This is a genomic window from Niabella insulisoli, assembly GCF_039652435.2.
GTDB classification, from domain to species: Bacteria; Bacteroidota; Bacteroidia; order Chitinophagales; family Chitinophagaceae; genus Niabella; species Niabella insulamsoli.
In genome coordinates this window covers 2,208,765-2,234,168 of record NZ_CP190246.1, presented here as the reverse complement: position 1 = coordinate 2,234,168, position 25,404 = coordinate 2,208,765, and the positions used below count along the sequence as shown (strand labels likewise).

Annotated in this window: 15 protein-coding genes; 9 read left to right on the top strand and 6 right to left on the bottom strand. The window is 46.4% G+C overall.

The window, feature by feature from the left end:
• Positions 1 to 20: 20 nt before the first annotated feature.
• The gene (locus tag ABDK00_RS09310; RefSeq protein ID WP_346238314.1) at positions 21 to 1,061 is read right to left on the bottom strand and encodes a FecR family protein; all 1,041 of its coding nucleotides are present in this window, start codon (positions 1,059 to 1,061) and stop codon (positions 21 to 23) included.
• A gap of 61 nt (positions 1,062 to 1,122) precedes the next feature.
• Positions 1,123 to 1,719: an RNA polymerase sigma factor gene (locus tag ABDK00_RS09305; RefSeq protein ID WP_346238315.1), complete on the bottom strand. Its 597-nt coding sequence runs from the start codon at positions 1,717 to 1,719 to the stop codon at positions 1,123 to 1,125.
• A 177-nt stretch (positions 1,720 to 1,896) separates the two neighbouring features.
• On the opposite strand from ABDK00_RS09305, the gene fdhD reads away from it, so the two are divergent.
• The 4 genes from fdhD (at position 1,897) to ABDK00_RS09285 (ending at position 6,957) form a co-directional block, all read left to right on the top strand.
• Positions 1,897 to 2,745: a formate dehydrogenase accessory sulfurtransferase FdhD gene (fdhD, locus tag ABDK00_RS09300; protein ID WP_346238316.1), complete on the top strand. Its 849-nt coding sequence runs from the start codon at positions 1,897 to 1,899 to the stop codon at positions 2,743 to 2,745.
• Between the two features lie 152 nt (positions 2,746 to 2,897).
• Entirely contained in the window at positions 2,898 to 5,270 is a 2,373-nt protein-coding gene (locus ABDK00_RS09295) for an FdhF/YdeP family oxidoreductase (protein ID WP_346238317.1), read from the top strand.
• A gap of 161 nt (positions 5,271 to 5,431) precedes the next feature.
• Positions 5,432 to 6,046, top strand: a complete 615-nt coding sequence (locus ABDK00_RS09290) for a MarC family protein (protein WP_346238318.1) — start codon at positions 5,432 to 5,434, stop codon at positions 6,044 to 6,046.
• Positions 6,047 to 6,183: 137 nt separating this feature from the next.
• On the top strand, positions 6,184 to 6,957 hold the full coding sequence (locus tag ABDK00_RS09285; RefSeq protein WP_346238319.1) for a mechanosensitive ion channel family protein: 774 nt from the start codon (positions 6,184 to 6,186) through the stop codon (positions 6,955 to 6,957).
• A 97-nt stretch (positions 6,958 to 7,054) separates the two neighbouring features.
• Here the strand turns inward: ABDK00_RS09285 and ABDK00_RS09280 are convergent, their stop codons facing one another.
• Complete coding sequence (locus tag ABDK00_RS09280; RefSeq protein ID WP_346238320.1) at positions 7,055 to 9,313, bottom strand: PAS domain-containing protein; 2,259 nt, start codon at positions 9,311 to 9,313, stop codon at positions 7,055 to 7,057.
• 405 nt (positions 9,314 to 9,718) lie between these two features.
• Here ABDK00_RS09280 and ABDK00_RS09275 point away from each other — a divergent pair, with 405 nt between their 5' ends.
• Both ABDK00_RS09275 and ABDK00_RS09270 read left to right on the top strand, forming a co-directional pair.
• Positions 9,719 to 12,142 carry a glycoside hydrolase family 2 TIM barrel-domain containing protein gene (locus tag ABDK00_RS09275; protein WP_346238321.1) on the top strand — a complete coding sequence of 808 codons (2,424 nt, stop codon included), beginning with the start codon at positions 9,719 to 9,721 and terminating at the stop codon, positions 12,140 to 12,142.
• A 176-nt stretch (positions 12,143 to 12,318) separates the two neighbouring features.
• Complete coding sequence (locus ABDK00_RS09270; RefSeq protein WP_346238322.1) at positions 12,319 to 12,825, top strand: GNAT family N-acetyltransferase; 507 nt, start codon at positions 12,319 to 12,321, stop codon at positions 12,823 to 12,825.
• 85 nt (positions 12,826 to 12,910) lie between these two features.
• Here the strand turns inward: ABDK00_RS09270 and ABDK00_RS09265 are convergent, their stop codons facing one another.
• Together ABDK00_RS09265 and ABDK00_RS09260 are read right to left on the bottom strand one after the other, a co-directional pair.
• Positions 12,911 to 14,698 (bottom strand): RagB/SusD family nutrient uptake outer membrane protein, encoded by a 1,788-nt coding sequence (locus ABDK00_RS09265; protein ID WP_346238323.1) that lies wholly within the window; start codon positions 14,696 to 14,698, stop codon positions 12,911 to 12,913.
• Between the two features lie 41 nt (positions 14,699 to 14,739).
• The gene (locus tag ABDK00_RS09260; RefSeq protein WP_346238324.1) at positions 14,740 to 17,958 is read right to left on the bottom strand and encodes a TonB-dependent receptor; all 3,219 of its coding nucleotides are present in this window, start codon (positions 17,956 to 17,958) and stop codon (positions 14,740 to 14,742) included.
• A gap of 284 nt (positions 17,959 to 18,242) precedes the next feature.
• Between ABDK00_RS09260 and ABDK00_RS09255 the strand changes: the two genes are divergently transcribed.
• A complete protein-coding gene (locus ABDK00_RS09255) occupies positions 18,243 to 19,526 on the top strand; it encodes a hypothetical protein (RefSeq protein WP_346238325.1) in 1,284 nt (427 codons plus the stop codon).
• A gap of 192 nt (positions 19,527 to 19,718) precedes the next feature.
• Here ABDK00_RS09255 and ABDK00_RS09250 read toward each other — a convergent pair whose 3' ends face one another.
• Entirely contained in the window at positions 19,719 to 20,411 is a 693-nt protein-coding gene (locus ABDK00_RS09250) for a FadR/GntR family transcriptional regulator (RefSeq protein ID WP_346238326.1), read from the bottom strand.
• 128 nt (positions 20,412 to 20,539) lie between these two features.
• Here ABDK00_RS09250 and ABDK00_RS09245 point away from each other — a divergent pair, with 128 nt between their 5' ends.
• Together ABDK00_RS09245 and nanU are read left to right on the top strand one after the other, a co-directional pair.
• Complete coding sequence (locus ABDK00_RS09245) at positions 20,540 to 23,839, top strand: SusC/RagA family TonB-linked outer membrane protein (RefSeq protein WP_346238327.1); 3,300 nt, start codon at positions 20,540 to 20,542, stop codon at positions 23,837 to 23,839.
• 24 nt (positions 23,840 to 23,863) lie between these two features.
• The gene (gene nanU / locus ABDK00_RS09240) at positions 23,864 to 25,396 is read left to right on the top strand and encodes a SusD family outer membrane lipoprotein NanU (protein WP_346238328.1); all 1,533 of its coding nucleotides are present in this window, start codon (positions 23,864 to 23,866) and stop codon (positions 25,394 to 25,396) included.
• Positions 25,397 to 25,404 lie beyond the last annotated feature (8 nt).

Sequence of the window (25,404 nt, the reverse complement as noted above, 5' to 3'; positions counted from 1 at the left end):
AATTTTTGAATGAGAAATAATTATTTGCTTCTAATTATTAAAGTATTTTGTTCTTCTACAATCGTTACGTTTAAAACTGTTGATAATATAAATAAGGCGTCTTCCAGGGAATCCAACAGTATCGGGCCTTCTACCTTTTTCGCCCCAAGTGCGGGATCGCCGAGGATGATCTTTTTGCCATAAATATCTTCGAGATAGGAACAGATTTCCCGTAGCGTCGGGTTGGTAAGTATCAGCTTTTTCTGCGTCCAGGACGAGATTTTTTCGGTATCTGTAGTGGCCTTAATCAGTTGCTTTGTGGTGGTGTCGAACCGGATCAGGTCGCCGGGTTTCATCTCAATCGGGCCATCCTGCTGCGGGGAGGAAAGCCTGACGCTGCCTTGCAGCAAGGCGATCGCTATTTCGCTTCTCCGCTGCCGGATGTTGAACCTTGTGCCCAAAACCTCCACCGTGAGAGGACCGACATACACCTTAAACGGCTGTGCTTCGGAGGCGCCCGCCGGGGTCAGGTGCCGGACGTCGAAATAGGCTTCGCCGCTCAGCCAGACTTCCCGTGGGGCACCAGCCTTCCAGGTCGCAGCCCGGGAAATACGGGAGTTGCCGTTGAGTATGATCATGGAGGCGTCTGGTAAACGAGCGGTATCAATCTCGCCAAAAGCGGTAGAAAGCACTTCTTTCCCTGCCTTTCCGCCAGCGAGCCACCACAAAACGGAGGCAATCCCTGCAATCAGAAGCAGCGCTGCCGCTATCTTCCAAATGCGGCGCCAGGTCGGCTCTTCAGCCGCCCGTGTTTTAAAATATTCATTAAAATTGATTCGCTCCAGCGTCTGCTGAAGCGACGCAGCTGCACGGCCATCGGCCGGTTTGTCTACCCGGAAAGCAATACTTTTCAACAAGTCGGACGCGAGCCGGATGGAAGCTTCCTGCTGAGGGCTTTCCAGGGCCAGGCTTTTCCAAAAAGCATCACTTTCCGGATCGGCTTTATAAATCCAGTTTTGGAAACTTTCATCGCATATAAGTTCCTGAACTGAATACTTCCTGTATTTTTCTTTTGACAGCATCGCGTTATATGATAAATGAGTAGAAAAGCATAAAAATTACCCCACCAACAAAAAACTTTTTTTAAAAAGATGTGGGCAGGGTAGCATGGTGCTGTAACAGCATCAGGATGGAGGCCAGGGGCAGGCCCATTTTGCTCCGAAGTTCCGAAAGGGCACGTGCCATCAACTTATAAGTAGCTTTATGCGTGATACCCAGTATGCCGGCTACTTCTTCATAAGATAAGCCTTCGTAGAAACGTAGGAAAATGGCTTCTTTTTGCCGCGGCGAAAGTTGATCTACCGCTTGCTGGAGGCGCTGTCGAAGTTGGTCGTCCTGCTCATGCCCGATCAGAACAGCATCGTGTCCGAATACGACCGGGGCCGGTTGGGTATCATCGAGATGAAGCGCCGGCGGGCTTTTAATTTTTCGCAGAAGTTCGTTCCTGAAACTGGTGAAAAGATAGGCTGCGGGGTTCGCAACGCGTTTTAGTTTTTTTCTGTCTGTCCAAAGCTTTTCCAGCACTTCCTGTATGGCGTCTTCAACCAATCCCGCATCCCGGGTGAATTTGAAGCCATAGTTGAAAAAGCGGTCAAATAAGTATAAATACGTTTTGGCATATTCTTCTTTATCGCCAGCAATTATATGTTCCCAATTCGTAACCAAATGGCAAAAAGCCATAAAGATAATTTATTGCCTGATTTTTTGATCAGCAGGATGCGGGTTTTTATGCTTTAAAGACAGCTCTTCGCCAGCGATGCCTTTTTTGTTTTATAGGATAGGCGAGGAAATGAATCGAGGCACCTATGTAAATTATTTTTATTTTAGAGGTAGCTAAACTTCAAAACCCTGGCAATTATGCGCGACGTAAAAATACCGGCAGTTGAAAAAGTACCCATTCGGAAAGTGAGCGGCGCGACTGTCGGTGATTTCCTGGATAATCTTTCGGTAGAAGAACCTTTGGAAATAAAATTACGGTACGTAGTGAACGAAAAATGGGAGCAGCGTTCGCTTGCTGTAACGATGCGAACGCCCGGCAACGACTATTTCCTTGCCCTTGGTTTTCTTTTTACTGAGGGCATAATTAGCAATTCCGACCAGATCAATAAAATTACTTCTGTGGAAGAGAATATTGTTTTAGTAACGTTGGCGGAGTCCGCAGTGCCAAAGTTATCCGGGTCGGAACGGAATTTTTATACCACATCGAGCTGCGGTGTTTGCGGGAAGGCTTCGATCAACTCGATCAGGGCCGTCAGCCCTTTTAAAAGTTTAAGTAAGGACATGAAAGTGATTCAACAGGCGGTGATTGGCTCGCTTCCTGAAAAACTAAGGTTGGCGCAGCATGAGTTTTTGACGACTGGGGGTATTCATGCCTCCGGCCTTTTTACTATTGACGGAGCATTAATAGCACTAAAGGAGGACGTGGGCCGGCACAATGCGCTCGATAAGCTAATTGGAGCGGCTTTTATAGAGAATGAATTGCCGCTAAAAGATCAAATTTTGGTGCTCAGCGGGCGTGCAAGTTTCGAACTCATACAAAAGGCTGCGATGGCGGGCATTGCGATGATTGCTATGATCGGCGCCCCTTCTACATTAGCGGTATCGATGGCTCGGGAATCAGATATTACACTTTTAGGCTTCGTTAAAAAAGACAGTTTTAATATTTATCATCAAAGCCGGTTTGTGCGCATTTCCCAAGAGCCATAGATGCAGTCTCTGGCTTAAAAGAAAATTCGACAAAATCGCATTGGGAGCGATTGTAGTTGAAGACCTAAAGGGTAAATGCAGCGGATATTTTAAATGACAAGCCCTGGCTACACCGGGCTGATATGTATAACGCTAAACTTTGAAATTGTTTTATGGAAAAAAATGGGCAGTTGCCGGATAAGGAAAGCGGATATGACCATCCGCATGGAAACGGCCAACCGGATGCTGAAAATCCTGTGCGGCTGCTACACCTGCAGGTTAAGCCACCAAAAGTTTGGGCCGCCGGCGTGCCCGCGGTCATAGCGTCTTTTAAGGATTTACTGGAGGAAAGGGCTGTTTTCAGGGGTGTTTTTGCATTAGCGAAAATGAATCAGTTTACTGGATTCGATTGCCCGAGTTGTGCCTGGCCCGACCCGGATGACGATCGTTCGTCTGTGGCCGAATATTGTGAGAATGGAGCCAAAGCCTTGGCGGAAGAAGCCACAGCCAAAAAACTGACGGCTGATTTTTTCTCCAAAAATCCTGTTGTCGCATTATCAGCACTCAGTGACTACCAAATTGGCAAGCTGGGGCGGTTGGCGCAGCCGCTGTTTTTACCGAAAAATGGTACCCACTACGAGCCGATTTCCTGGGAGCAGGCCTTCGAAAAAATAGCGGCCCATTTCCATGGGTTAAGCAGCCCCCATGAAGCTGCCTTTTACACGTCTGGCAGAACCAGCAACGAAGCCTCTTTTTTATATCAGCTTTTTGCAAAAGAGCTCGGCACCAACAATATGCCCGACTGTTCCAATATGTGTCATGAGACTTCCGGCGCCGCGTTGCGATCTACCATAGGAATCGGCAAAGGGACAGTGACACTCGAGGATTTTTATCAGGCAGAGGTGATCGTCGTCATTGGGCAAAACCCGGGCACAAATGCACCGAGAATGATGAGCGCCCTGGCTAAAGGAAAAAAGAATGGCGCAAAAATCATCGCCGTAAACCCGCTACCTGAAGCAGGATTAATGGCTTTTCGAAATCCGCAGGAAATTTCCGGTGTGTTAGGGAAGGGCGATAAGCTCGCTGATATATACCTGCCCGTCAAAATAAATGGCGATATGGCTTTTTTAAAAGCGATTGAACTACTGTTGATGGAATTTGAAAAGACCTCACCGGGCGAAGTGTTCGACCATAAGTTCATCAATGAGAAGACGGTCTTTTATGAAGAATTTCTTGCGCAGTTCGGGAAGTATACTTTGGAAAACCTGGCATTTGAGGCCGGCCTTTCACCCATGGCTATTTACGAGGTAGCCCAAATGATCGCTTTTAAAAAGCGTATTATTTTTTGTTGGGGAATGGGCCTCACACAGCAGCCAAACGGTGTAGATATGATCCGGGAAATGGTAAATATCCTTTTGCTAAAAGGAAGCATCGGTATTCCCGGTGGAGGGGTTTGTCCGGTGAGGGGACACAGTAATGTGCAGGGTAACCGAACGATGCTCATCGACGAAAAGCCAACGGAAGATCAGCTCGATCGTCTCGAAAAATACTACGGGTTCAAGGTGCCCAGAAAACATGGATACGATGTCGTTAACACCATTAAAGCCATAGCTGCCGGAAAAGTAAAAGTACTATTTTGTATGGGTGGGAATTTTTTGTCTGCCACGCCAGATACGGGTTACACCGCTAAGGCTTTGAGGCAACTCAATCTTTTGGTTTGCGTCTCCACTAAATTAAACAGAGGGCACCTCGTTCACGGCAAGGAGGCTATTATTCTGCCTACTTACGGGCGCAGCGATATCGATGTTGTTAACGGCGAAGCTCAAATGGTGTCCACGGAAAATTCTATGGGAGTTGTGCAGCATTCTAAGGGCGTGCTGAAGCCTGTCTCAGATGACCTGATAAGTGAGGTGCAGATTGTTTGTCGCATGGCGATGGCAACATTTGGGCCAGGGTCGACTGTGGGCTGGCAACGTTATCATGATAGCTACGACGCAGTTAGGGCAGATATTGAGCAGTGCGTTCCTGGATTTGATCAGTACAATAGGCGCGTAAGAGAAAAGGGCGGATTTTATTTGCCCAACGCTGCCCGTGATGCACAGCTGTTTGTAGAAAAATACGATTATAGAGCGCTTTTTACAGTAACCCCGCTCCCGGACAATATGCTGGACAGCGACGAATACCTGATGGCTACCACACGCACCCACGATCAGTTCAATACCACTATCTACGGGCAGGACGACCGTTACCGGGGTGTCTTTAATGAACGGAGGGTGATTTTCATGAATCAAAAAGATATGGACAGCGCCGGGTTCAAGCCGGGAGATAAAGTGGATTTGTTTAATTATGATGATGGGATTGAAAGGGTGGCCCCACTATTTATTATTGTTGCTTATCCTATACCGGAGCGCAATACGGTTACTTATTTTCCGGAGACGAATGTGTTGGTATCGGTGAATAATGTTGTAAAAGAAAGTAATATGCCAGCATCCAAATATGTAAAAATCAAAGTAAAAAGGCACGATCCGAAAAGGCTTAATACCTAAAAAGTTTGGTTTTTATCCTGGAAAATACTTTGCCATTTGGCAAATAAGAGAAAAGCGATGGTGCGTTGGTCATATCTGAAATTCAATGGAGATGCAAAACCCAGCGTGTTATAGGAAGTTAGTTGGTAGCTCTGGGCAATAAGCAGCTAAAAAAAATAAGCATGGGACAATTATTACATTTTGCCTTAAGTGTTTTCATGGGCTTTTTTGCTATTATGAACCCCATCGCAAATACACCTATATTCCTGGGGCTGGTTGAGGGCCAGGATGCAGCCAATAAAAAGAAAATAGCTGCGGCCGGCACTATAACCGCATTTCTAATCGTCACTGCTTTCATAATCGGCGGAAAGTATATTTTTCAAATTTTCGGCATTACCATTCCTGCTTTTAAAATTACCGGGGGTATTCTTATTTTTTATGTGGGCTTTGAGATGCTGATGTCTCAAAAATCTAAAATTCATACTAATGCGGTTGCCCCGGACGTTGATAGCATGGCCCTTTCTCCTTTGGCTATTCCCATCCTTGCAGGGCCGGGCACCATTGTGACAGCAATGAACTATGTTACAAATGCCAGCATGATGCATATGGCCATAGTGATTGGCGTTTTTGCCGTAATGATTGTTATTACTTATTTTATATTCTCAGCGAGCGATTTTATTGTCAAAAAAGTAGGGGCTAACATTATTGCCGTTATCGGGAAGTTGATGGGCCTTATATTGGCCATCATTGGAACAGGAATGGTGTCTGACGGAATCAAGCTAACTTTTAATTTTTAAGAAGTTTTTCTATGAACGAGTTAATGGAATATACGGCACCCATCTGGTATGGCTGGAAAGACAATGTATTACAGCGCTTGCCAAGTCTTTTTTTTGCAATCTTTGTCTTTGTCATATCTTTTTTGTTAGCAAAATTCGTGAAACGAATAAGCCTTAAAGTGTATTCGAAATCCATAAAGGTTCATCCTGAAATGGCCGCAATCGTGGGCTCGGTAATTTATTTTTTTTTCATTTTATCCGGCATTTTCCTGGCGCTGAAAATCCTGAAATTGGAGCAAATGCTTACCCATTTGCTGGCAGGAGCCGGCATAGTGGGGATCATAGCGGGCTTCGCGTTTAAAGATATCGCTTCTAATTTTTTTGCGGGCCTGTTATTAAAGCTGCAACAGCCGTTTAAAAAGGAAGATTGGGTTGAAATCGATAGTAATTACGGCGTTATTCAAAATGTAAGTTGGGTGACTACCACTGTTAAAACCATCCGCGGACAAGAAGTGTACATCCCTAATCAAATAATTTACCGTTCTTCGTTTATCAATTATTCAACTTTTGGCAAGAGGCGGATTGTGCTTGAAAGCGGCGTTTCTTATGGTGATGATTTGCAACTGGTCAGAAAAGTCGCGTTAGATGAAGTAAAAAATATAAACAACTTATCGCCTGACGAGCAGATTGATTTTTATTTCACCGAGATCGGAAATGCTACCTATAATTTTCAATTGAGGTTTTGGATTAAGTTTACGAGTAATGATGATTTTCAACATGCCATGAGTGAGATTATTATGAATATTAAGAAGCGATTTGAACATGAAAACATCTCGATTGCCTACCCGGTCACAACCTTGGATTTTGGAGTAAAAGGCGGGGTTAATATCTTTGATCATACATTAAAATTCAGTCATAAGGACAGTGTTTGATCTAAGGCAGACAAAAAATATTTATTACTACTTAACTCCAAAAACTGTTGTCCTACCTGCGTTTTAACTTTTTGAAGCGTTCAGCGATCTCAAAGAGCTACACATTCGTTTTAGCATCAATTTTTTTAATAACATCGTCTAATTCATGTGCAGCAATTTCAATATGGTTCAGGAGCTCGTGGTGAATATCGTGTTGCTGCAATTCATTTTGTAAGATGTTCACCAATCCCATCAGCCGTGTTAGCGGCGCTCTTATCACATGCGATTGCAGCCAGGCAATTTCTTTCAGGCGTGTTTGGGTTTTCCGGGCCTGTGTAATATCCAGGCAGGCGCCGATCATTTTTATCGGGTTGTTTTTTTCATCCAAAACGAGGCGCCCCCATGATTTTAAAGTGCGCTCCTCGCCGTCGGGCCGGATGATGCGTTCTTCAAACAACACGTCGTTGTGCGTTTCCAGGATGCCCTGGATAATATCGGTTACTTTATCCCGGTCGTCAGCGTGCAACATAGCGAGATAGCCTTCGAATGTGGCACTGAACTCATGGGGCTGGACACCATAAATTTTATACAGTACATCCGACCATTGCACTTTGTTAGCCTTGATATCCCACTGCCAGGTGCCGAAGTTGGCCAGCTCCTGGCCCTGGCTGATAAAGAGGTTAAACTCCTCTATCCGCGCCAGGCTCAGCCTGTTTTCCAGGATAACGCCGAGTATAGCAGTGGATCTTTCAATGACTCTTTCCTCGACCGCTGCGGGCGTTCGTTTGGTACCGAAATAAATACCCCAAACGGCCATAATGGCCCCTTTGGCATCTAACACGGGGTAAGACCAGCAGGAAAGCAGGTCATGCGGCAACACCAGATGCTTATAATTAGCCCATCTCAGATCCGTCTCAATGTCGCTTACAATTACCTTTTCTTTCAGGTAGGCCGAAGTGCCGCAGGAGCCGGCATAAGGCCCGATTTCCTGGCCATCGATCAGGTTAACATAGCTCGCCGGCAAAGAGGGTGCGGCCCAGTTGTAGACTTTGTTATCCCTGACCCGCAGGATGGAACATTTCATGTAAGGAAACAATTGTTCTAAACCTTTGAGATATTCCGATAAAACGGCGCCTATGTCTATGTTTTGAACAGCATTTAATTCGAGAATGTGTTTTTCCAAATGATCGAGATCGGCCGATAATTTACTTTCTGTAATATCTACCATGATGCCCCGAAGAACGGAGGGCGCACCATTTTCTGTAATCACCGACACCATGTCTTTCAGCCAGGCCGTGCTGCCATCTGCTTTTATCATGCGATAGTCAAAACTATGGTTGCGGCCTTTCCGGGTTTCGGTGGTGCAATAGGCCACCGCCCGTTCCCGGTCGTCGGGGTAAATATGGTTGCTCCAGAAGCTCGGCTCTTTCAGCCACTCTTCCGATGTATACCCGAGTATCGGTTCGGCCTGGTCGCTCACAAAACTGAACTCGAAATTATCCGCCCGCGCTTCCCAGACAATACCTTCGATGGACTGTAGTAGCGAATTGTAGCGCTTCGACGAAGCCATAAAAGCATCGTTAATCTTTTTCTGCTCCGTGATATCCTGCGTGGTTCCGTACAGCCGCACGCATATCCCGTCCACCAGTTCTGCTTTGCCCGTGCTGCGCACCCATAGCTGGCGGCCCTTGGCGGTGTCGATTTGGAACTCCACGTCAAACATGCTGCCCTGCGTCATGGCTTCCTCTACCACCGACAACAGTTTTTTGCGGTGCTGTTCATTTTTATAAAAAGCCAATGTAGTTTCGAAATTCAGCTCAGTATCCGGCGCAATTTCATAAATCTCCCGCATCATATCCGACCATACAACGGTTTGGGTGCGCATATCTATTTCCCAGGTGCCGTTGCGCGCCGTCCGCTCTGTTTCATACAGGAATTTTTCTTTTTTTTCCAGCAGGGCCAGCAGCCGCGCCTCCTGGCGCTTTGCCAGCACGGCTTCAGTAATATCAGTGATAATTGCAACGATTTGCGAAACGGCGCCGCAGGTGCCGGCCACAGGGGCCAAAGCGATATCCAGGTAGCTGGTGCGGGGTGAGGCATGCTGTCGGCAGCGATACGAGAGGGCGCTGATCTTTTGGTGCGAGGCGCCCTCCATCAACTGCTGTAAACAGCGGTGCCATTCAGGGAGGCTGCTGGCGTCACTGTTCATCAGCGCTATTACAGATTTTCCGGTAAGCAGCTTTAGGGGCATGCGCAACAAGATGGCCGCCGCCCCGTTGGCAAAGGTTATGGTTCCCTGGGTATCGATCATCAGCACAGGCAGGGGCAACAGCTGATAAAGCGCAGTGTCAACCTCCTGGTTCCACTCTGGCTTCATATTGCGCTTATTTTAGGGGCGGTGGACAACGGGCAATGCCCGGGATGGGGTTTGTAAAATAACGGTTTCATCCATAAATTCGGTAAGGGTTCAAATGACGGGCATATCATTTTTTTCATAATGAGGGCTTTTATGTTTTTTGTGGCGATGTCCACCTGCGTAAAATGGTACGCCGCCTGGGCTGTCCTATAAAGTTACGTGGAAATTGGTTGATTTCGAGCAATGAAAACAGCATCGGAGGGAGAATATTTCAACAGCGTGGCGTGGCCATGGCGTACTGATAAAAAAAGGGGTAAAAGGGTTCGCCGCTTCAACAGGGAAGGCAATAAGTGAGGCGTCTTCCTGTTCCGGCCGGATGGGGGAAGCCAACTATTCAGTAAATTGGGCGTTCTTAAAAAAAACGATATGTTAGCCCGCTATTTTCTCACTGTTTTATTGATGATTTCTTGGGGCGCCTACGGCCAGCCCGGCTTTGGCAATGCCCGGAAGATCAATGAGGACTGGTCCTTTATCCTTAATCTTACAGACACAACGGGTGCATTACCCGCTGCAACAGCCCGCTGGCAGCCGGTTGACCTGCCGCACGATTGGAGCGTTAAACAACCACTCGATCCGGCGCATGCCAGCTGTATGGGCTACCTGCCGGGTGGCATTGGCTGGTATAAAAAGACAATGTATTTACCCCGGCAGCAAGGCAAATGCTACCTTTATTTTGAAGGGGTTTATAATCGAAGTGAAGTGTTTGTCAACGGAAAATCGGTCGACCGGAGGCCCAACGGTTATGTCTCCTTTATCTATGATATTTCCAACGAAGTGCGATGGGACAGTGCCAATACCATTCTCGTGAAAGTTGATCATCACCGCAGCGCAGACTCTCGCTGGTACACAGGATCAGGGATCTACCGCGATGTGTGGCTGGTCATGGCGAATACTATCCATATAGATACATGGGGTGTTTATGCTTATCCTGAACTTGGGGATGACGGCGGTAAGTTACATATCGAAACAAATATTAAGAATAGCAGTGATCGCAGCGAGAGGGTAGAAGTTGCTCATCAACTCACAGATCCTGCCGGTGTGGTGGTGGCTGCGGCGAGTCAATCCCTGCGGCTGCTGCCCGACTCTGTGCAAAAAGAGAAAACCGCCCTTTCTGTGAAATCCCCCCGCTTATGGTCGCTCGGGGATCCGGCGCTCTACCGGCTGAAGACAATCATCACCCGTGGTGGTAAAATCATTGACTCCAATACCACCACGACAGGCTTCCGGAAATTTACCTTCGACCCCGATAAAGGTTTTGCTTTGAATGATGTGTGGATGAAAGTGAAAGGTGTGTGCCTCCATCATGACGCCGGTGTGCTGGGAGCGGCAATGTATAAAGATGTCTGGAGCAGGAGATTATTACAGTTAAAACAATTGGGATGTAATGCCGTCCGCACCAGCCACAACCCGCAGGCCACGGCGCTCTACGAGCTTTGTGATGAACTGGGCCTGCTGGTGTTAAACGAGGCATTTGACGAATGGGAGTTTCCAAAAAGGAAATGGCTGGAGGGTTGGAATGTGGGTATGCCCGGGTACCAGGGCAGCTTCGATTTTTTTGAAGCCTGGGGCGCCCGTGACCTGGCCGACATGGTGAGCCGCGACCGGAATCATCTTTCAGTGTTTGCCTGGAGTATCGGCAATGAAGTCGATTATCCCAACGATCCTTATTCGCATCCCATCTTAGATGGTAATGCGGCGAATGGGTTCACTCAGAAAATTTTTGGCGGTTATAAAAAACAAGCGCCGGATGCTAACCGGCTGGGCGATATCGCGAAGCGCCTGGTAGCGGTGGTAAAGCAATACGACCGCTCACGGCCGGTAACGGCGGGGCTGGCGGGCGTGGCCATGTCCAATGAAACCGCTTACCCCGGAGCGCTTGATATTGCCGGGTATAATTATACCGAAAGCCGTTATACAAGCGACCATCAAAAGTATCCGAAGCGCGTGTTGTATGGCAGTGAAAACCGTCATGATTTAGCTGCCTGGAAAGCGGTCACAGACAACAAACATATATTTGGCCAGTTTCTCTGGACCGGCATCGATTACCTGGGTGAATCCGGTAAATGGCCTTCACGCGGTTTTTACTCCGGCCTTTTGGATTTTGCAGGTTTCATTAAACCAAGAGGGTATTACCGCCAGTCCTTATGGAGCGAAGCGCCCATGGCCTACCTGGGGACCTATCCCACGCCTGAAAAGCAGGAACGGCGGCCCTCGATGGATGCCTGGCCGCTGTGGAATTACAGCCCTCAAAAAATGATCAGGGTGGTTTGTTATACCAATCAGCCGCAGGCGCGCTTATCACTGAACGGGCAGGTGCGGGGGGCTATTGCTGCGAAAGATCCGGAGACGGGTATTATTTTCTGGGATCTTCCGTTTGAGGAAGGCGAGCTGAAGGTGGAAGCGCTGGGCAGCGATGGCAGCGTGGCGGCAACCGATCAAATCCGCACGGCGGGCCCCGCTCACGCGATTCGTGTCGTGTCGGTAACAAAGCCTCATCATGACGGCATTTTTCAGGTAGCGCTCCAGATAACAGATGCCACAGGCCGGCCGGTATTAGACGCCGAAAATGAAATCACCTGCACGGTTGAAGCGCCTGGCCGTCTACTGGGTCTCGAAAATGCCAATAACAAGGATATGGGCGATTATACCGATAATAAGCAGGCTGTTTTTAAAGGCCGTCTGCTGGCCTATGTAAAGATGAGTGGGTTGCAAACGGCCACTGTTCGTTTTATCAGCCCGGGCTTACAGCCGGCTGCTATCCCGTTGGAAGGGATTGTACTCCATAAATAAAATGAAGAGTTTTTATTGTTAATAACATCAATCCTTTCCGTCTTTTTTTAGAAATGATGATAGGCATGCGGAATTTAAAATAAGGTGATATCAGGGTCTAAAAACTTTTAGGTTTAATATTTTGTTATTCGGAAAACCGGAAATGAATTGAAGTGAAAGCAATGAAATATTATTAAATGGAAATAACAAATTGTACGGACGCGGACATCGGCGAAATTTTTAGACTTTATAAAATAGCCACTGATTTTCAAAAAACAAGGTTTACGGTGTACTGGCCCGAATTTGAAAGAAGTTTGATTGAAACCGAAATTTTAGAAAGCCGACAATGGAAGATGGTAAGCAATGATAAAATTGCCTGTATATGGGCGACCACGTTTTCAGACCCGCAAATTTGGGAAGACCTGAATGAAGATCCATCTGTTTATATTCATCGAATTGCAACGGACCCTGATTTCAGGGGAAATAATTTTGTCAAAAAGATCGTAGCCTGGGCAAAACAATATGCCTTAAAACACGATAAAAGGTTCATCAGAATGGATACTGTAGGCAATAACCCCGGCCTTATTTCCTATTATACAAAATGCGGTTTTGATTTTTTGGGATTATCAAAACTGAAGCATCCTGAAGGCCTTCCTGCTCACTATCAAAATGGTACTGTAAGCTTATTTCAGATCCCTTTATAAACTATGGGGCCGGTCTTCGATTAATGGCTTTTAAACAACAACCCCCGATGGTTGACCGGGGGATTGCTGTTTATCATTTATATATTTACTTCCACCCTGGGTTCTGTTGAATTTTTGGATTTAAAACAATTTGGTTGGATGGGACGGGATAGAGATAATAGTAATCAGGAAAAGCCGGAGGTTTCCCAAAGTTAACGATATAGCCTTCGGCTGCATTATCCTGCGTTTTCAATTTGTTGCCATAATCGGATTTTTTGATCCAGCGGCCGAGTTTTTCTTCCGAAGCATAGCTCATTTTTTTCCATCTTCTCAAATCGTCAAACCGAAAGCCTTCCAGCATCAGCTCCACGCCGCGTTCGCGTCTGATTTCCCATAACACCGGATCTACCTCCGGATCGCGCGTTGGGTCGAAGCCGGCCGTGATCTCAGCTACCTTCATGGCCGCCACAGCTCCTCTGGCCCTGAGTTTATTGATCGTCAGGTCGGCAACTGCCTGGTTGAATTGCCCCAGTTCGAACATGGCTTCGGCATAGTTGACCAGCACTTCCCCCATTCTGAAAATGGGCGCATCCGAAAAATCCTGATTTTGAATATCGTGAAAACGGTTATAGTATTTAAAAGTGAAATACCCCGTTCTCGAAACATTGAAGGGAACCCCTTCATTAAAATCCCGAAAATGTGGAGAAACGTTCAAAACCTGCCCCGCCCAGTTCCTGGACGGCAGCGACTTGTGTCTTTCGTCTGAAATACTGGCAAACAGATCGATATACTCTCTGTCGGCTGGGTTAGATGTGTAAGTAAAGGCAAGTTGGTTGCCGCTCACTTTGTTGACGCGGAAAGGAGGCACAATTGTGTAAAGCATCCTCCGGTCCCGGTTTCTGAATTCATCGTAAGGGTTTTTGTCTGTCGTAAACAATGGGCTGTTCCATCGGGTTTTACCATCTTGCAGTAAATAGGAGTCGGCTCCTTTTTTGGTGACATCCCAGTTTCCGGCAGAATTTTTATGCCTGGAAGTCAGCACGTGGGTTAAAACGCCCTGATCATATTGCTTGTATAAAATAATGCCTTTAACGCCGGCCAGGCTCTCGCTGTTGAACACTTCATCATAATTAGGATGCAGCTCGGGGTTCGCGTCGATCAACTTTTTTGAGGCGTCGGCGCTGGCCTGCAAAAATTTATTGGCGTCGCCGAGCCCGTGATATTTTCTCCAGGTGCCTTCAAAAAGGCCGAAGCGTGAAATCAACGCCCGCACGGCGCCTACTCCAACTGAGTTGGGTACAATGCCTTTGGTGCCTGGTTCCATGATATGTGTTTCTGCAAAAAGAAGATCAGTCAGCATATTGTTAGCGACAACATCTCTCGGCGTGCGTTCTCCGAACAGTAAATTTTCATCCTGTTCTGTTACCACCTGGTCGATCCAGGGGACATCGCCGAAAGCGGCTATTTTAGCATAATAATCAAACGCCCGGAAGAAATATCCAATACTTTTCCAGTGGTTCACTTCTTCTTCCGTCATCAAAGAGTTGTCGATATTTTTCAGCATGATATTGACACGTCGGATCGTTGCAAAGTTCCATAGCGGATCGGAAGTAGGGATGGTCATCCGGTTCCATATCCAGTTAGACCCCTGGGCGGCGCTGTTGTTCATCACCAGGTCCGCATTCCACTCATTGTTGATATGAGCGAGGTCGTAGCCATCAAAAGCTGTATAGAATCCAAAGGAGTAGGTTTGTGCCAGATCGAAGGTTTGAAAAGCATTGTCTTCAAAAAAAGACAGCGTAGGCTTTTTGTCGAGTGTACTTTTAACGCAGGCGCTAAAGCACATAGTTACTGCGAAAGCGATTATATAGAGAATAGTAGAATTTTTTTTCATCGTATATTTTTTTGGTCGGACAAAGAGTAAAAATTAAAACATTAGAAAGTCAGGTTCAGGCCCGCACTAAGATTTTTCAGGAAGGGATAGTTACCTCCATTGTTAATGTTTGTCAATTCTGCATCCAGCCCGTCCGGCAAATGATCCCAATTGAACAGATTTTCACCTGTGACAAAAATGCGCAGGTTTTGAATTTTCATTTTATTTAAAAGTTGCGGCGGAAGGGTGTATCCCGCAGTTATATTTTTCAGCCTTGCGTAGGCGCCATTTTGAAGGTACTTGGTTTGCACGCGTATGTTGCCGCCGTAGTTACCACTGCCATTCGGATAGTTGCGCGGATAAAAAGCGTCGGTATTAGACGGTGTCCAATAATCCAGCTGATGGGCGTATACCGTGGTAAATTCAAAAGTGTAGGGGAATACGACAGGATGGCTGATCCATAGATCTCTCTTTAAAACACCTTGTAAAAACAGGCTTAGGTCGAAGCCTTTGTAAGAAAAATAGGTGTTGAAGCCGAACTGAAAACGCCTGTTCGAATTACCGATGATTGATCTGTCTCCGGGATCAGTAAGGGTATTGTTTCCTGAAAATATTTCACCGTCGCCATTCAGGTCTGCAAACTTGATATCACCGGGATTAGGAGAAAAGCCCTTGAACACCGGAACGCCTGGCTTCAGCGTTCCTCCAGTTAGGTTTTCGTTGAGTGTACCTTCTACAAAATCATCAACAGTGTAATAACCGGCGGTTGTATAACCCCAGATTTCATCGTTCACCTGTCCTACATAATACTGGCCGAGGAGCCCGCCTTCGTTATTGAACCTGGTGATTTTCGTTTTATTGTCATATAAATTGAATCCTAGACTGTAGTTGAATTCGTTGATCTGATCTTTCCATGTTAAGTTGGCTTCCCAGCCTTTCGTGGAAAGGTCGGCCACATTCGCCCTTGGCGCCGGGCCGCCCAATGTGGCGGGCAACTCAGCACCGGGTGCCAGCATATCTAATGTCTGGCGATTGTACCAATCGAGTTCAGCGCTTAATTTATTTTTAAACAAAGAAAAATCAAGCCCCAAATTCGTGGTACGCACGCGCTCCCAGGTGAAGCTGCTGCTAACGATCTCGGGAGGGGTTAAACTTACCGCTAATGCCCCTGTGCTGGCGTTGATCCATGCGGCGTTATAAGCGTTCATATCCGGCAGGTAGGGGTAATTGATAAAGTTACCGGCGCCGTCTTTTAAAATCTGGTTACCTATTTCACCGTAAGAAGCTCTTAATTTTAAATCACTCAGCACCGGCTTTAAGCCTTTCATAAAGTTTTCGTTACCTATTTTCCAACCTCCGGAGATGGAGGGGAAAAATCCAAACCGATCGCCTTTAGGAAAACGGGAAGATCCGTCATAGCGCCCATTTACTTCGAGCAGGTATTTATTGTCGAAGGTATAATTCAGTCTTCCAAAAAAGCCGATAACACCAAAATCGCTATAAGAGTCGCCGACCGTAATGTTTCCGGTTGCTGTTGATAATCCGGGAACGGTAGGGCTGATAAGCACCTGGCGGTTGGCTGAAAAACCTTTTGATTGAGAAGTCTCCTGGTTCATCCCTAATAAGACGCCCATTTTATGCTTACCGATCGTTTCATTGTAATTACCATACAGGTTTAAGGCCAGGTAGTTCTTTTCGCTACTTCCCTGGGAATAGGCTGATTGCAGCGCGTTGTAGGCGGTATATACCTGCGTTGTCGGTGATATAAATGCGGGGGTGTAACTGGGATCCTCGAATTTGGTGTTGGTTTTTTCAAAAGTATACTCGGCATTTAAGTCCACTTTATCAATAGGTTTATAGGTGGCCTTTCCGAAAAGCCTGATCACTTCGTCGTAATTCTTTCGTGGCGGCGATAACAATACGATGTTGGCAGGTGTGCTATAGGGTACCTGCTCGCCATTATATTCGGTATAGCCGGTGGGCAGGGCCGAGTGAAAGTTGATGCCTGAATAATACAAAGTGTTGATGTCTCCGGAAACAGGCACTTTACGCAAGCCATTCTTGTAAAAAATATTGAAGTTTGTCGACAGCTTTTTAGAGAGTTCAGAAGTTAAGTTAAGGTTGGCGTTATATCTACGGTAGGTGTCATTTTTACCAGCCATGATACCGTCCTCGTCCGTCATACCTAACGACAACCTATAAAAAGTTTTTTCCGATCCGCCGCTTACGGATAAGTTGTGTAGCTGGTTAAATCCTTTATTGTTGATAAATTCCCCGTAAATGTCGTTTTCCCGTACGAAATATTTAAAATCATTCTGCCCCAGGATATAACCTTCGGGATAAGCAGCCGGATTGGCGTTATACTCATTAATGAAATCCATCCACTGCTGCGTGTTTTCGCCGGTGTAATAAGTAGCCTGTCCCCAGTCAAGCAGCGCCTGTACAAACTCTTTGGGTGACGCCTTTTCAGGCAAAGTGGTGGGTTTGTTGTAGCCCATGGTGGTAGCATAATTAAAACGAACCGGTGTGTTTTTCGCACCCGATTTAGTAGTAATGAGTATGACACCGAATGCCGCTCTCGCACCGTAGATGGAAGCGGAAGAGGCATCCTTCAATACTGTAACCGTTTCGATATCCTTAGGGTTGATATCGTTGATATCCATCGGAACGTTGTTTACAAGAATCAGAGGGTTATTGGTGCCGTTGATAGATTCGAATCCCCGGATATTGATAGACGTGGTTCCACCCGGCTGCCCCGAACCATAAGCGATCTGCAAACCCGGTATAGAACCCTGCAAAGCTTTGGCGCCATCTGAGACGGGCCTGTCTCCCAAAACCTTGTCCATATTAACGGATGTAACCGCACCGGTAAGATTGGCTTTTTCTTTTTTGCCATACCCTACCACCACCAGCTCCTCCAAACTGCCATCCTCGCGCCGTAGCGTAATACTTATATTATCAGCATTTGTAATTTCGTAAGTAAAGGATTGATAGCCGACCGAGCTGATTTCTAATAGATCGCCTACTTTGGCATTGATTGAAAAAGCGCCGTTTTGATCGGTTGTAGCGCCAACAGATGTCCCTTTTACAAATACAGAGGCGCCCTGAACAGGCTCGCCCGCCTCGTTAAGGACAGTCCCATTGACCTGCGTTTGTTGTAACACAGCGACCGAAACTTTTGGCCGGGCATTGACATCGGCTCCTGCCAGTAAACAAAGACATAAGATCGACAACAGAAATTTTGCGGTGCGTTTGGTGACGCAGTTTTGAAAAAGGAGCATGAACTGTTTGTTTGATTAAGTACAATAATGTTGAAAAAATTAACTCAAAAGTAACAAAGCCAAAAAGCCTTAGCGCGTGCAATCGGTTGCGCAAAGAATTGTTTTGACGCCCCGCCTGGTTTGATGGCCGTCAATCAAATTGAATCTTTCCCTTTTCGTCAAAGCAAACTCTCATGGATTTATTTGTTGGGTAAGCATATATCGTTGTTATAAAAAAACGCATCTTTGACCGGCTGATTCCCATTGGATCGCAACGATTATAGCTCCCAGTTAAAGCTGAAAAAATGAAAAAAAATCGAAAATGGATTTTGGCAGGAGTCTTAGCCCTCTTGTGTTATAGCTTATGTATAGGCCAGCGAGCTGTCAATTATGACGAAACGAAGGTTCCTTCATTTATCCTGCCCAACCCCCTAGTCACCTTTGAAGGCGCCACCATTGCTTCTATCCGTCAATGGGAAAATGTTAGAAAACCTGAATTGCTTCGTTTTTTTACGGAACAGGTCTATGGTAAAGTGCCGGGGCATTTGGAAATGCATACCTATAAAATACTAGAGCAGGGAGAAAGCAGGATATATAAAAATACTTTGCGGCAGCAAGTTAAAATTTCTATAAAAAATCAAAGCGGGGAACTTTCTTTTACGCTGCTTTTATTGTTACCAAAAAATAGCAGGCGGGCCCCGGTATTCCTGGGTTGTAATTTTTATGGAAATCATGCCGCGGTTTCCGACCCGGAAGTCATTATCTCCCGGGCATGGGCAAAAAATAATGAAGCTTATCATATTTCAGGAAATGTGTTGACAGCTGCCTCTCGCGGCGTCCGTTCGGAGCGATGGGCAGTGCAACAAATCATCGATGCGGGTTTCGGGTTGGCAACTTTTTATTACGGTGAGATCGATCCGGATAAAAATGATTTTTCAGATGGCATTCATTCCCTGTTTTACAAAAATGGGCAACACAGGCCGCTGGCTAATGAATGGGGAAGTATCGCCGCCTGGGCCTGGGGCCTGAGTCGGGCCATGGACTATCTGCAAAAAGCCAAAGCAGTGGATGCGTCTAAAGTAATCGTATTTGGGCATTCGCGTTTGGGCAAAACTGCGCTATGGGCCGCTGTAAATGATACACGCTTTGCAGCAGTTATCGCCAACAACTCGGGTTGCGGAGGGGCTGCATTGAGCAAGCGTTGTTTCGGTGAGACATGGGGCGTAATGAACAAGTCATTTCCACACTGGCTTTGCGAAAACGCCAAAAAATTTAATAATAACGAAGTAAAACTGCCGGTCGATCAGCACGAGCTTATATCACTGATGGCGCCAAGGCCCGTTTATGTGGCCAGTGCGAAGGACGATAGGTGGGCCGACCCGAAAGGCGAATATCTCGGCGCCTATTTTGCAGGCCCGGTCTATAAATTATTTGGCGCCGCTGTTTTACCGGATTCAACCATGCCTGCTGTCCATCGACCTGTGCATCATACCATCGCTTACCATGTACGCGAGGGTGGCCACAATGTGACCGGCTATGATTGGGAGCAATATATTCAGTGGGCAAAGGAGGTGGTTTGTTCAGACTAATGTATTCAAAGCTCATTGCTAAGTATATGTCTCAGGCATAAAGAACCCGCAAACAGGGATAACGTCTCGATGTGTTTGGAAATAGGCCCCAAAGATGGGTTGCTGCTATTTGCTTTACCTTTCGCCGCACGGCGGTAAAGAAGATGTTTTAGGCGCCAATCCGATCGACATCCCTGATGGAAGTAAAGCCTACTACCTGTTGAGCCTGACAAAATGATTTTCAAGGTGGCTGCGCATGCCGTTGCGAAATTCTTCCGGTGTTCCTTTTTCAAGTATAGCTACCAAGCGTTTATGAGACACAAATTTTTTGGTGCCTGTGATTGGTTTAAACAGTGAACTTTTTTCGACATAATCGAAAATAGGCAACAAAAGACTTTGAAATTTGATCAGGGTAGCATTCTGAGAAATTTCATAAAGCTTCCCATGAAAGGCAATTTCGTAGGAAGCTTCAAACATCTGGTTTTTCGTAGAAGCGGGTTCGTTCTTTATGATCTGTTTCAACTCTTTGATGTCTTCAGGAGTAACATGCAGGAATAAAAGGTCAGCCATTCCTATTTCCAATACCAACCTGATTTCAAATATTTCCTTCAGGGTGTCTTCACTAAGGATATGAGGATTTAAGCTCTTGGCAAGATTTCCAAAAATGTCAGGACTCGTAATGACGGCGCCTTTCTTCTTTTTGCTATCAATAAGGCCCACCATCCGAAGGCGCATCAGCGCCTCCCGGATGACCGTGCGGCTTACGCCTAGCGCTGCAGCCAGCTCCACTTCTTTGGGGATGCTGTCGCCCACCTTCAGCTTGCGCTGGTGCAACAAGTCGATCAGGCTGGCTTCCACTCTGTCCACCAGCGATTGGTTGTCTATGGTTCCAAATACTTCGTTCACTTTTTTATAAAATTAAAAGATACTAAATATGTCCAAATATAGAGATTGGAAAAATATTTTTTGAAAATAAATAAAAAACTCTAATTTTATTATGTCATACTTAATACTGAATTTAAAAAATTACAACTATGCGGTCTTTCGCACTTCAAAGCATGCTGCTTTTGCTTTCGCTTCTGATGGCTCACATTTCCCGCGCACAGGGTAAGCAGGTTTCCGGATCTGTATATGAGCAAATAAGCGGTTCGGGCCTTGCGGGGGCTACCATTCACAACAATCGTACGGCAGTCGCAACCCTAACAGACGAAAACGGTTTGTTCCAAATTACTGCCCAAACCGGGGATACGCTTGTTATTTCTTACGCCGGTTATGAAACCCAACGGGTTAGGGTAGGTCAAAGCGAGAATCTGACAATTGTAATGGAATCCAATACCGGCAAACTGGGGGAGGTCGTAGTTGTGGGATATGGTACGCAGTCTCGAAGGAATATTACAAGCTCCATCGCCAAACTAGATAATAAGGTTTTGGAAAATGCGCCGCGATCGAATTTGGGTTCAGCGCTGCAGGGCTCGATCCCTGGCCTCCAGGTGGTGAATGCGACCGGACAGCCGGGCGCCGCTCCTGTATTGGTCCTGCGCGGTGGCGCATCTATTAACAGTCCGGGCGGCCCTTTGGTGGTGATCGACGGTGTGATACGATCCTACAATGACGTGGCAGCCGAAGATATTGCATCTATGGAAGTATTGAAAGATGCGGCAGCAACAGCCATTTACGGCGCCAGGGCGAATAATGGCGTTATTCTTATCACAACGAAAAAGGGGGCAGCCGGCAAAGCACAAATCTCTTACAAATTCACACAAGGCTTTAATCAGCGCCGGGAAGGCTATCAGTATCTAAATGCTAAAGATTATATCTATCTGACCAGGCTCGGTAATTTAAATTCAGGACGTACGCTGGCGCAGGTGAATAGTGCGAGAGGATATGGTTTATTAACGGATGCTGCCTCGTTGGGTACTTTTGATATCCGCACTTTCAATAGCTCGAACGAGCAGCTCTTGAAACAGGGGTGGGACACGGTGGGGGATCCTTACGGCGGCACCATTATTTTCAAAGACCATAGCGGCGAAGTTGAAGACCTGGTTTTCAGAAATACGCAAACACAGGAGCACTATGTGAATGTGATGGGCGGCAACGACAAGGGAAAATATTTCAGCAGTTTTAATTATTATAAGGAGGACGGTGTCATTGTCGGTTCGGATTACAAACGTTTTTCGGGCAATGTTAATGGCGCTTATAAAGTAAGGCCCAACCTAGAAATGAGTTCCGGTGTCACGCTTTCGACTTCTTCTCAAATCGGCGTCAATGGCAGTACCATCAATAATATGTACCGCAACCTGAGTTTATGGCCGACCTTCAACCCTTGGGTTGATGCTGCAAAAACACAGCCCAATCCGGGCAACGGCATCAATGATGGCAACCCTTTATATTGGTTGGATAAGCAGCAGCGCAGCAATGAGGTGAACCGTATCACCGCCATGGCGGCTGCAAAATGGGATATCCTGCCATCGCTGTATGTCAAAGCTTCGGCCAACCTGTATTTGTATGAGCAGCTTGATCAGTCGTTTACAAAAGCCACACAATCCTACACCAATATATTTTCCGACCCGCCAACTTATAATAATACGACCCGGCCTGCCTCCTCAACCTTTGAAAGAGATGTGCAACAACAATACAACGGCATTATTAATTATACGGAAACATTTGCGGGCAAGCATGATGTAAACGCTATGATCGGTGCAGAATATTTTGGCATTAAATCTTTTGCACAACAAGTGCTGGGTACAAGAGCGCCTACCGATGATATTCCAACCGTCAATGCATCTACCACTTTTGCCGCCGGAGACAATTTCAGTAACACTTCTGAATACCGTATTATATCTGCGTTTGGACGATTGAACTATGCCTACGATAGCCGCTACCTGCTCACGCTCGTGTTCCGGGAGGACGGCGTCTCTAGCCTGGCGAAGGCCAACCGCTGGGGTTTCTTTCCGGGCATGTCGGCCGGATGGAATATGCATGAAGAGGCGTTCTTTAAAAATTCGGCGCTTGGCAACATTGTGTCAACATTTAAACCGCGCGTCAGCTATGGTGTCAACGGGAACGTGGCCGGGCTGGGCCGTTATGAAGTGCAGGGCGGATATAGCTTGCAGGGTTTGTATAACAACAATGCCGGTTTTTTGAACACCGATATTGTAAATGCTAATCTGCGCTGGGAGAAAAGTAAGACCATGGATATCGGCGCCGATATCGGATTCTTACGCAATCGGATCAGTTTAATATTTGATTATTATGACCGCCAGACCAGCGACCTGCTTACCAATTTATCACTTCCGGGTTATACAGGATTTAATTCGGTAAGAACCAACCTGGGCACTTTTCAAAATAAGGGTTATGAACTTGCCGTTAGTGCCGATGTCCTTAAAAATGCTGATGGTGTAAGCCTGAACCTCAGCGCTAATGCATCATATGTAAAAAACAAAATATTACAATTGCCCTATAACGGCAACGAAAATAACAGGCAGGGCGGCCTGCAGGTATATGATCCTGCAACAGGCCGCGTAATATGGGTGGGCGGTTTGCAGGAGGGGCAAGCTTTGGGAGATATCTATGCGTTTAAGCAGCTGGGTATTTTCAGCAGCGCGGAAGAAGTGGCAGCCGTGGCTGGCAACCGCGTAGATATTGTGGGAGGGATCAGCGGGCCCAATTCATCTTACGGTTCCGGTAAAATAACAGCGGGCGATGTAAACTGGCTTGATGTAGACAAAAACGATAGCATTGATTCGAGAGACCAGGTTTACGTAGGGAACATTTATCCCAAATGGACGGGCGGCTTTTCCGCCAATCTGAGTTACAAGGGTTTTAGCCTGTATTCCCGTTTTGATTTTGCACTCGGCCATACGATATATAATGATCTTGTAGCAAGAACGCTGGGCAACTACCAGGGAACTTTTAATGCATTTGACTGGCAAAAAGACGCCTGGTCGCCGACGAATACACAAACCGATATTCCGAAAGTCTATTATGCCGACCAGGTCGCCGCGCCTTTGGGAAAGAAAAATTACACCCGCAGTAACAACGCCAATGCCGTTCTCAATAGCAACAATTCCCGCTTTTATGAAAAAGGGGATTATCTCGCCGCGCGCGAAATGACACTGTCTTACGACTTTTCGCGTTCGCTGTTGGCGCACACAAAACTGCTTTCGCAATCGCGCTTATATGTTACCATGCTGAATATGTTTTATATAACTAAATTTTCAGGGCCTACGCCGGAACCGCCGGTTGCAGAAGGTTCGAGCACAACGACGGGCATTTACCGGGGCGCTTATCCAACGCCGAAATCCATTGTAGTAGGCTTACAAATCACATTTTAATTAATATAGATAAAAGATATTTTTATGAAAAGCAGATCAACCCTTTATTGGCTTCTTTGCGGTTTCATCATCGCAGCCAGCGCCTGCAGCCATAAATTGGATTTGTCGCCCGTGAGCAGCATCAGCGACAATAACTATTGGCAAACTCCCGAGCAGGTCGATGCCTTTGTTGCCGGCGTCCACATTGCTTTCAGGAACAACACCTCCGCTTTCCAATACCTTGGCGAAATGAGGGCCGATATTTTCGGAACAGACCCCGGCTCAAGCTCAGCGTTTACCGGAGAAGCCACACAAGGCGTAGAACGGCTGTGGACCAATACGCTGGATATGGACAACGCCGGCGTTAACAATTTTGGTAATTTTTATTTCAATATTAACCAGATTAATTTACTGATCGAAAAATTGAACAGCATCAATATGGTAAGTGATGCCACCCGTCAATACTATCTCGGTGTCGCTTACGGAATGCGGGCATACTATTATTTTCACCTCTACAGATCCTGGGGTGATGTCATCATCCAGACAACGCCCACTTCTTCTATAGATATCTCCGCTCTAGCCAAACCCGCTTCGTCTGCCGATTCTGTGATGCAATTGATCAAAAGCGACATAGAGCATTCGCTTAGCAGCTATGGCAACGATTATTCCTTTAAAAATCAAAAAAGCTACTGGTCAAAGCCGGCAACGCTGATGTTGAAAGCAGAAGTGTATTTATGGACCAGCTATCGTGGCGGCGGCTCCGCTGATGCTACGGCAGCGCTAAATGTATTGAACGAGATTCAGACGAACGTTCCTTCGCTCAGGCTGCTGCCGGATTTTTCAAACGTCTTTGCAAGTGGTAATAAAGGCAACGATGAAATGATCTTTGTCATCCGCAATCAATTAAACGAATCAACACTACCCTTTGCGAGTACATTTTTTGCGCAAACAAGTAATTTGTCTAATTTCTACGATTCAACCGAGAACCGGAAATTCAGTGTTACTACAGATAATTGGGGCGGGTTGCTCAGGGCGCCCGTGGAAATTGCCAGTTTCAGGAGATTTAAAGACAGCGACAGCAGAAAACGCGCATCCATTCAACCAGGCTACACCCGCGTGAACAATAATTACCAGATAGCCGGCGCTTTTGTCAGCAAGTTTAAGGGAGAACAAAATGCAGGGGTGAGAGCTTATACCAATGATTATCCGATTTATCGATATGCCGATCTGTTGCTTCTAAAAGCAGAAGCAAAAATAATGTTGGGACAAGACCCTGCCAATGAAATCAATTTGGTACGGCAGCGGGCTTATGGCGCCGGTTATGTACCCGTGGTGAACGGCTACCCCAACCAGCCGGTAGACAGTAATCCACTGGAAGCAATTTTAATGGAACGCTACCTGGAATTTATATTTGAAGGGAAGAGATGGTACGACCTGAGAAGAGCGGGCGACAACTACGTCTTTAAATACACGAATATTTTACCTTCCGAATCGTATAAATTGCTGTGGCCGATCGACAGGAACACGCTGACAAATAATACGGCACTTCGGCAAACCCCGGGTTATCCTGTATTTTAATGTTGTAA

Bases quoted from the DNA above. Each gene is read 5' to 3' on its own strand.
- ABDK00_RS09310 (WP_346238314.1), bottom strand. From the start codon at position 1,061: ATGCTGTCAAAAGAAAAATACAGGAAGTATTCAGTTCAGGAACTTATA.
- ABDK00_RS09305 (WP_346238315.1), bottom strand. From the start codon at position 1,719: ATGGCTTTTTGCCATTTGGTTACGAATTGGGAACATATAATTGCTGGC.
- fdhD (WP_346238316.1), top strand. From the start codon at position 1,897: ATGCGCGACGTAAAAATACCGGCAGTTGAAAAAGTACCCATTCGGAAA.
- ABDK00_RS09295 (WP_346238317.1), top strand. From the start codon at position 2,898: ATGGAAAAAAATGGGCAGTTGCCGGATAAGGAAAGCGGATATGACCAT.
- ABDK00_RS09290 (WP_346238318.1), top strand. From the start codon at position 5,432: ATGGGACAATTATTACATTTTGCCTTAAGTGTTTTCATGGGCTTTTTT.
- ABDK00_RS09280 (WP_346238320.1), bottom strand. From the start codon at position 9,313: ATGAAGCCAGAGTGGAACCAGGAGGTTGACACTGCGCTTTATCAGCTG.
- ABDK00_RS09275 (WP_346238321.1), top strand. From the start codon at position 9,719: ATGTTAGCCCGCTATTTTCTCACTGTTTTATTGATGATTTCTTGGGGC.
- ABDK00_RS09270 (WP_346238322.1), top strand. From the start codon at position 12,319: ATGGAAATAACAAATTGTACGGACGCGGACATCGGCGAAATTTTTAGA.
- ABDK00_RS09265 (WP_346238323.1), bottom strand. From the start codon at position 14,698: ATGAAAAAAAATTCTACTATTCTCTATATAATCGCTTTCGCAGTAACT.
- ABDK00_RS09260 (WP_346238324.1), bottom strand. From the start codon at position 17,958: ATGCTCCTTTTTCAAAACTGCGTCACCAAACGCACCGCAAAATTTCTG.
- ABDK00_RS09255 (WP_346238325.1), top strand. From the start codon at position 18,243: ATGAAAAAAAATCGAAAATGGATTTTGGCAGGAGTCTTAGCCCTCTTG.
- ABDK00_RS09245 (WP_346238327.1), top strand. From the start codon at position 20,540: ATGCGGTCTTTCGCACTTCAAAGCATGCTGCTTTTGCTTTCGCTTCTG.
- nanU (WP_346238328.1), top strand. From the start codon at position 23,864: ATGAAAAGCAGATCAACCCTTTATTGGCTTCTTTGCGGTTTCATCATC.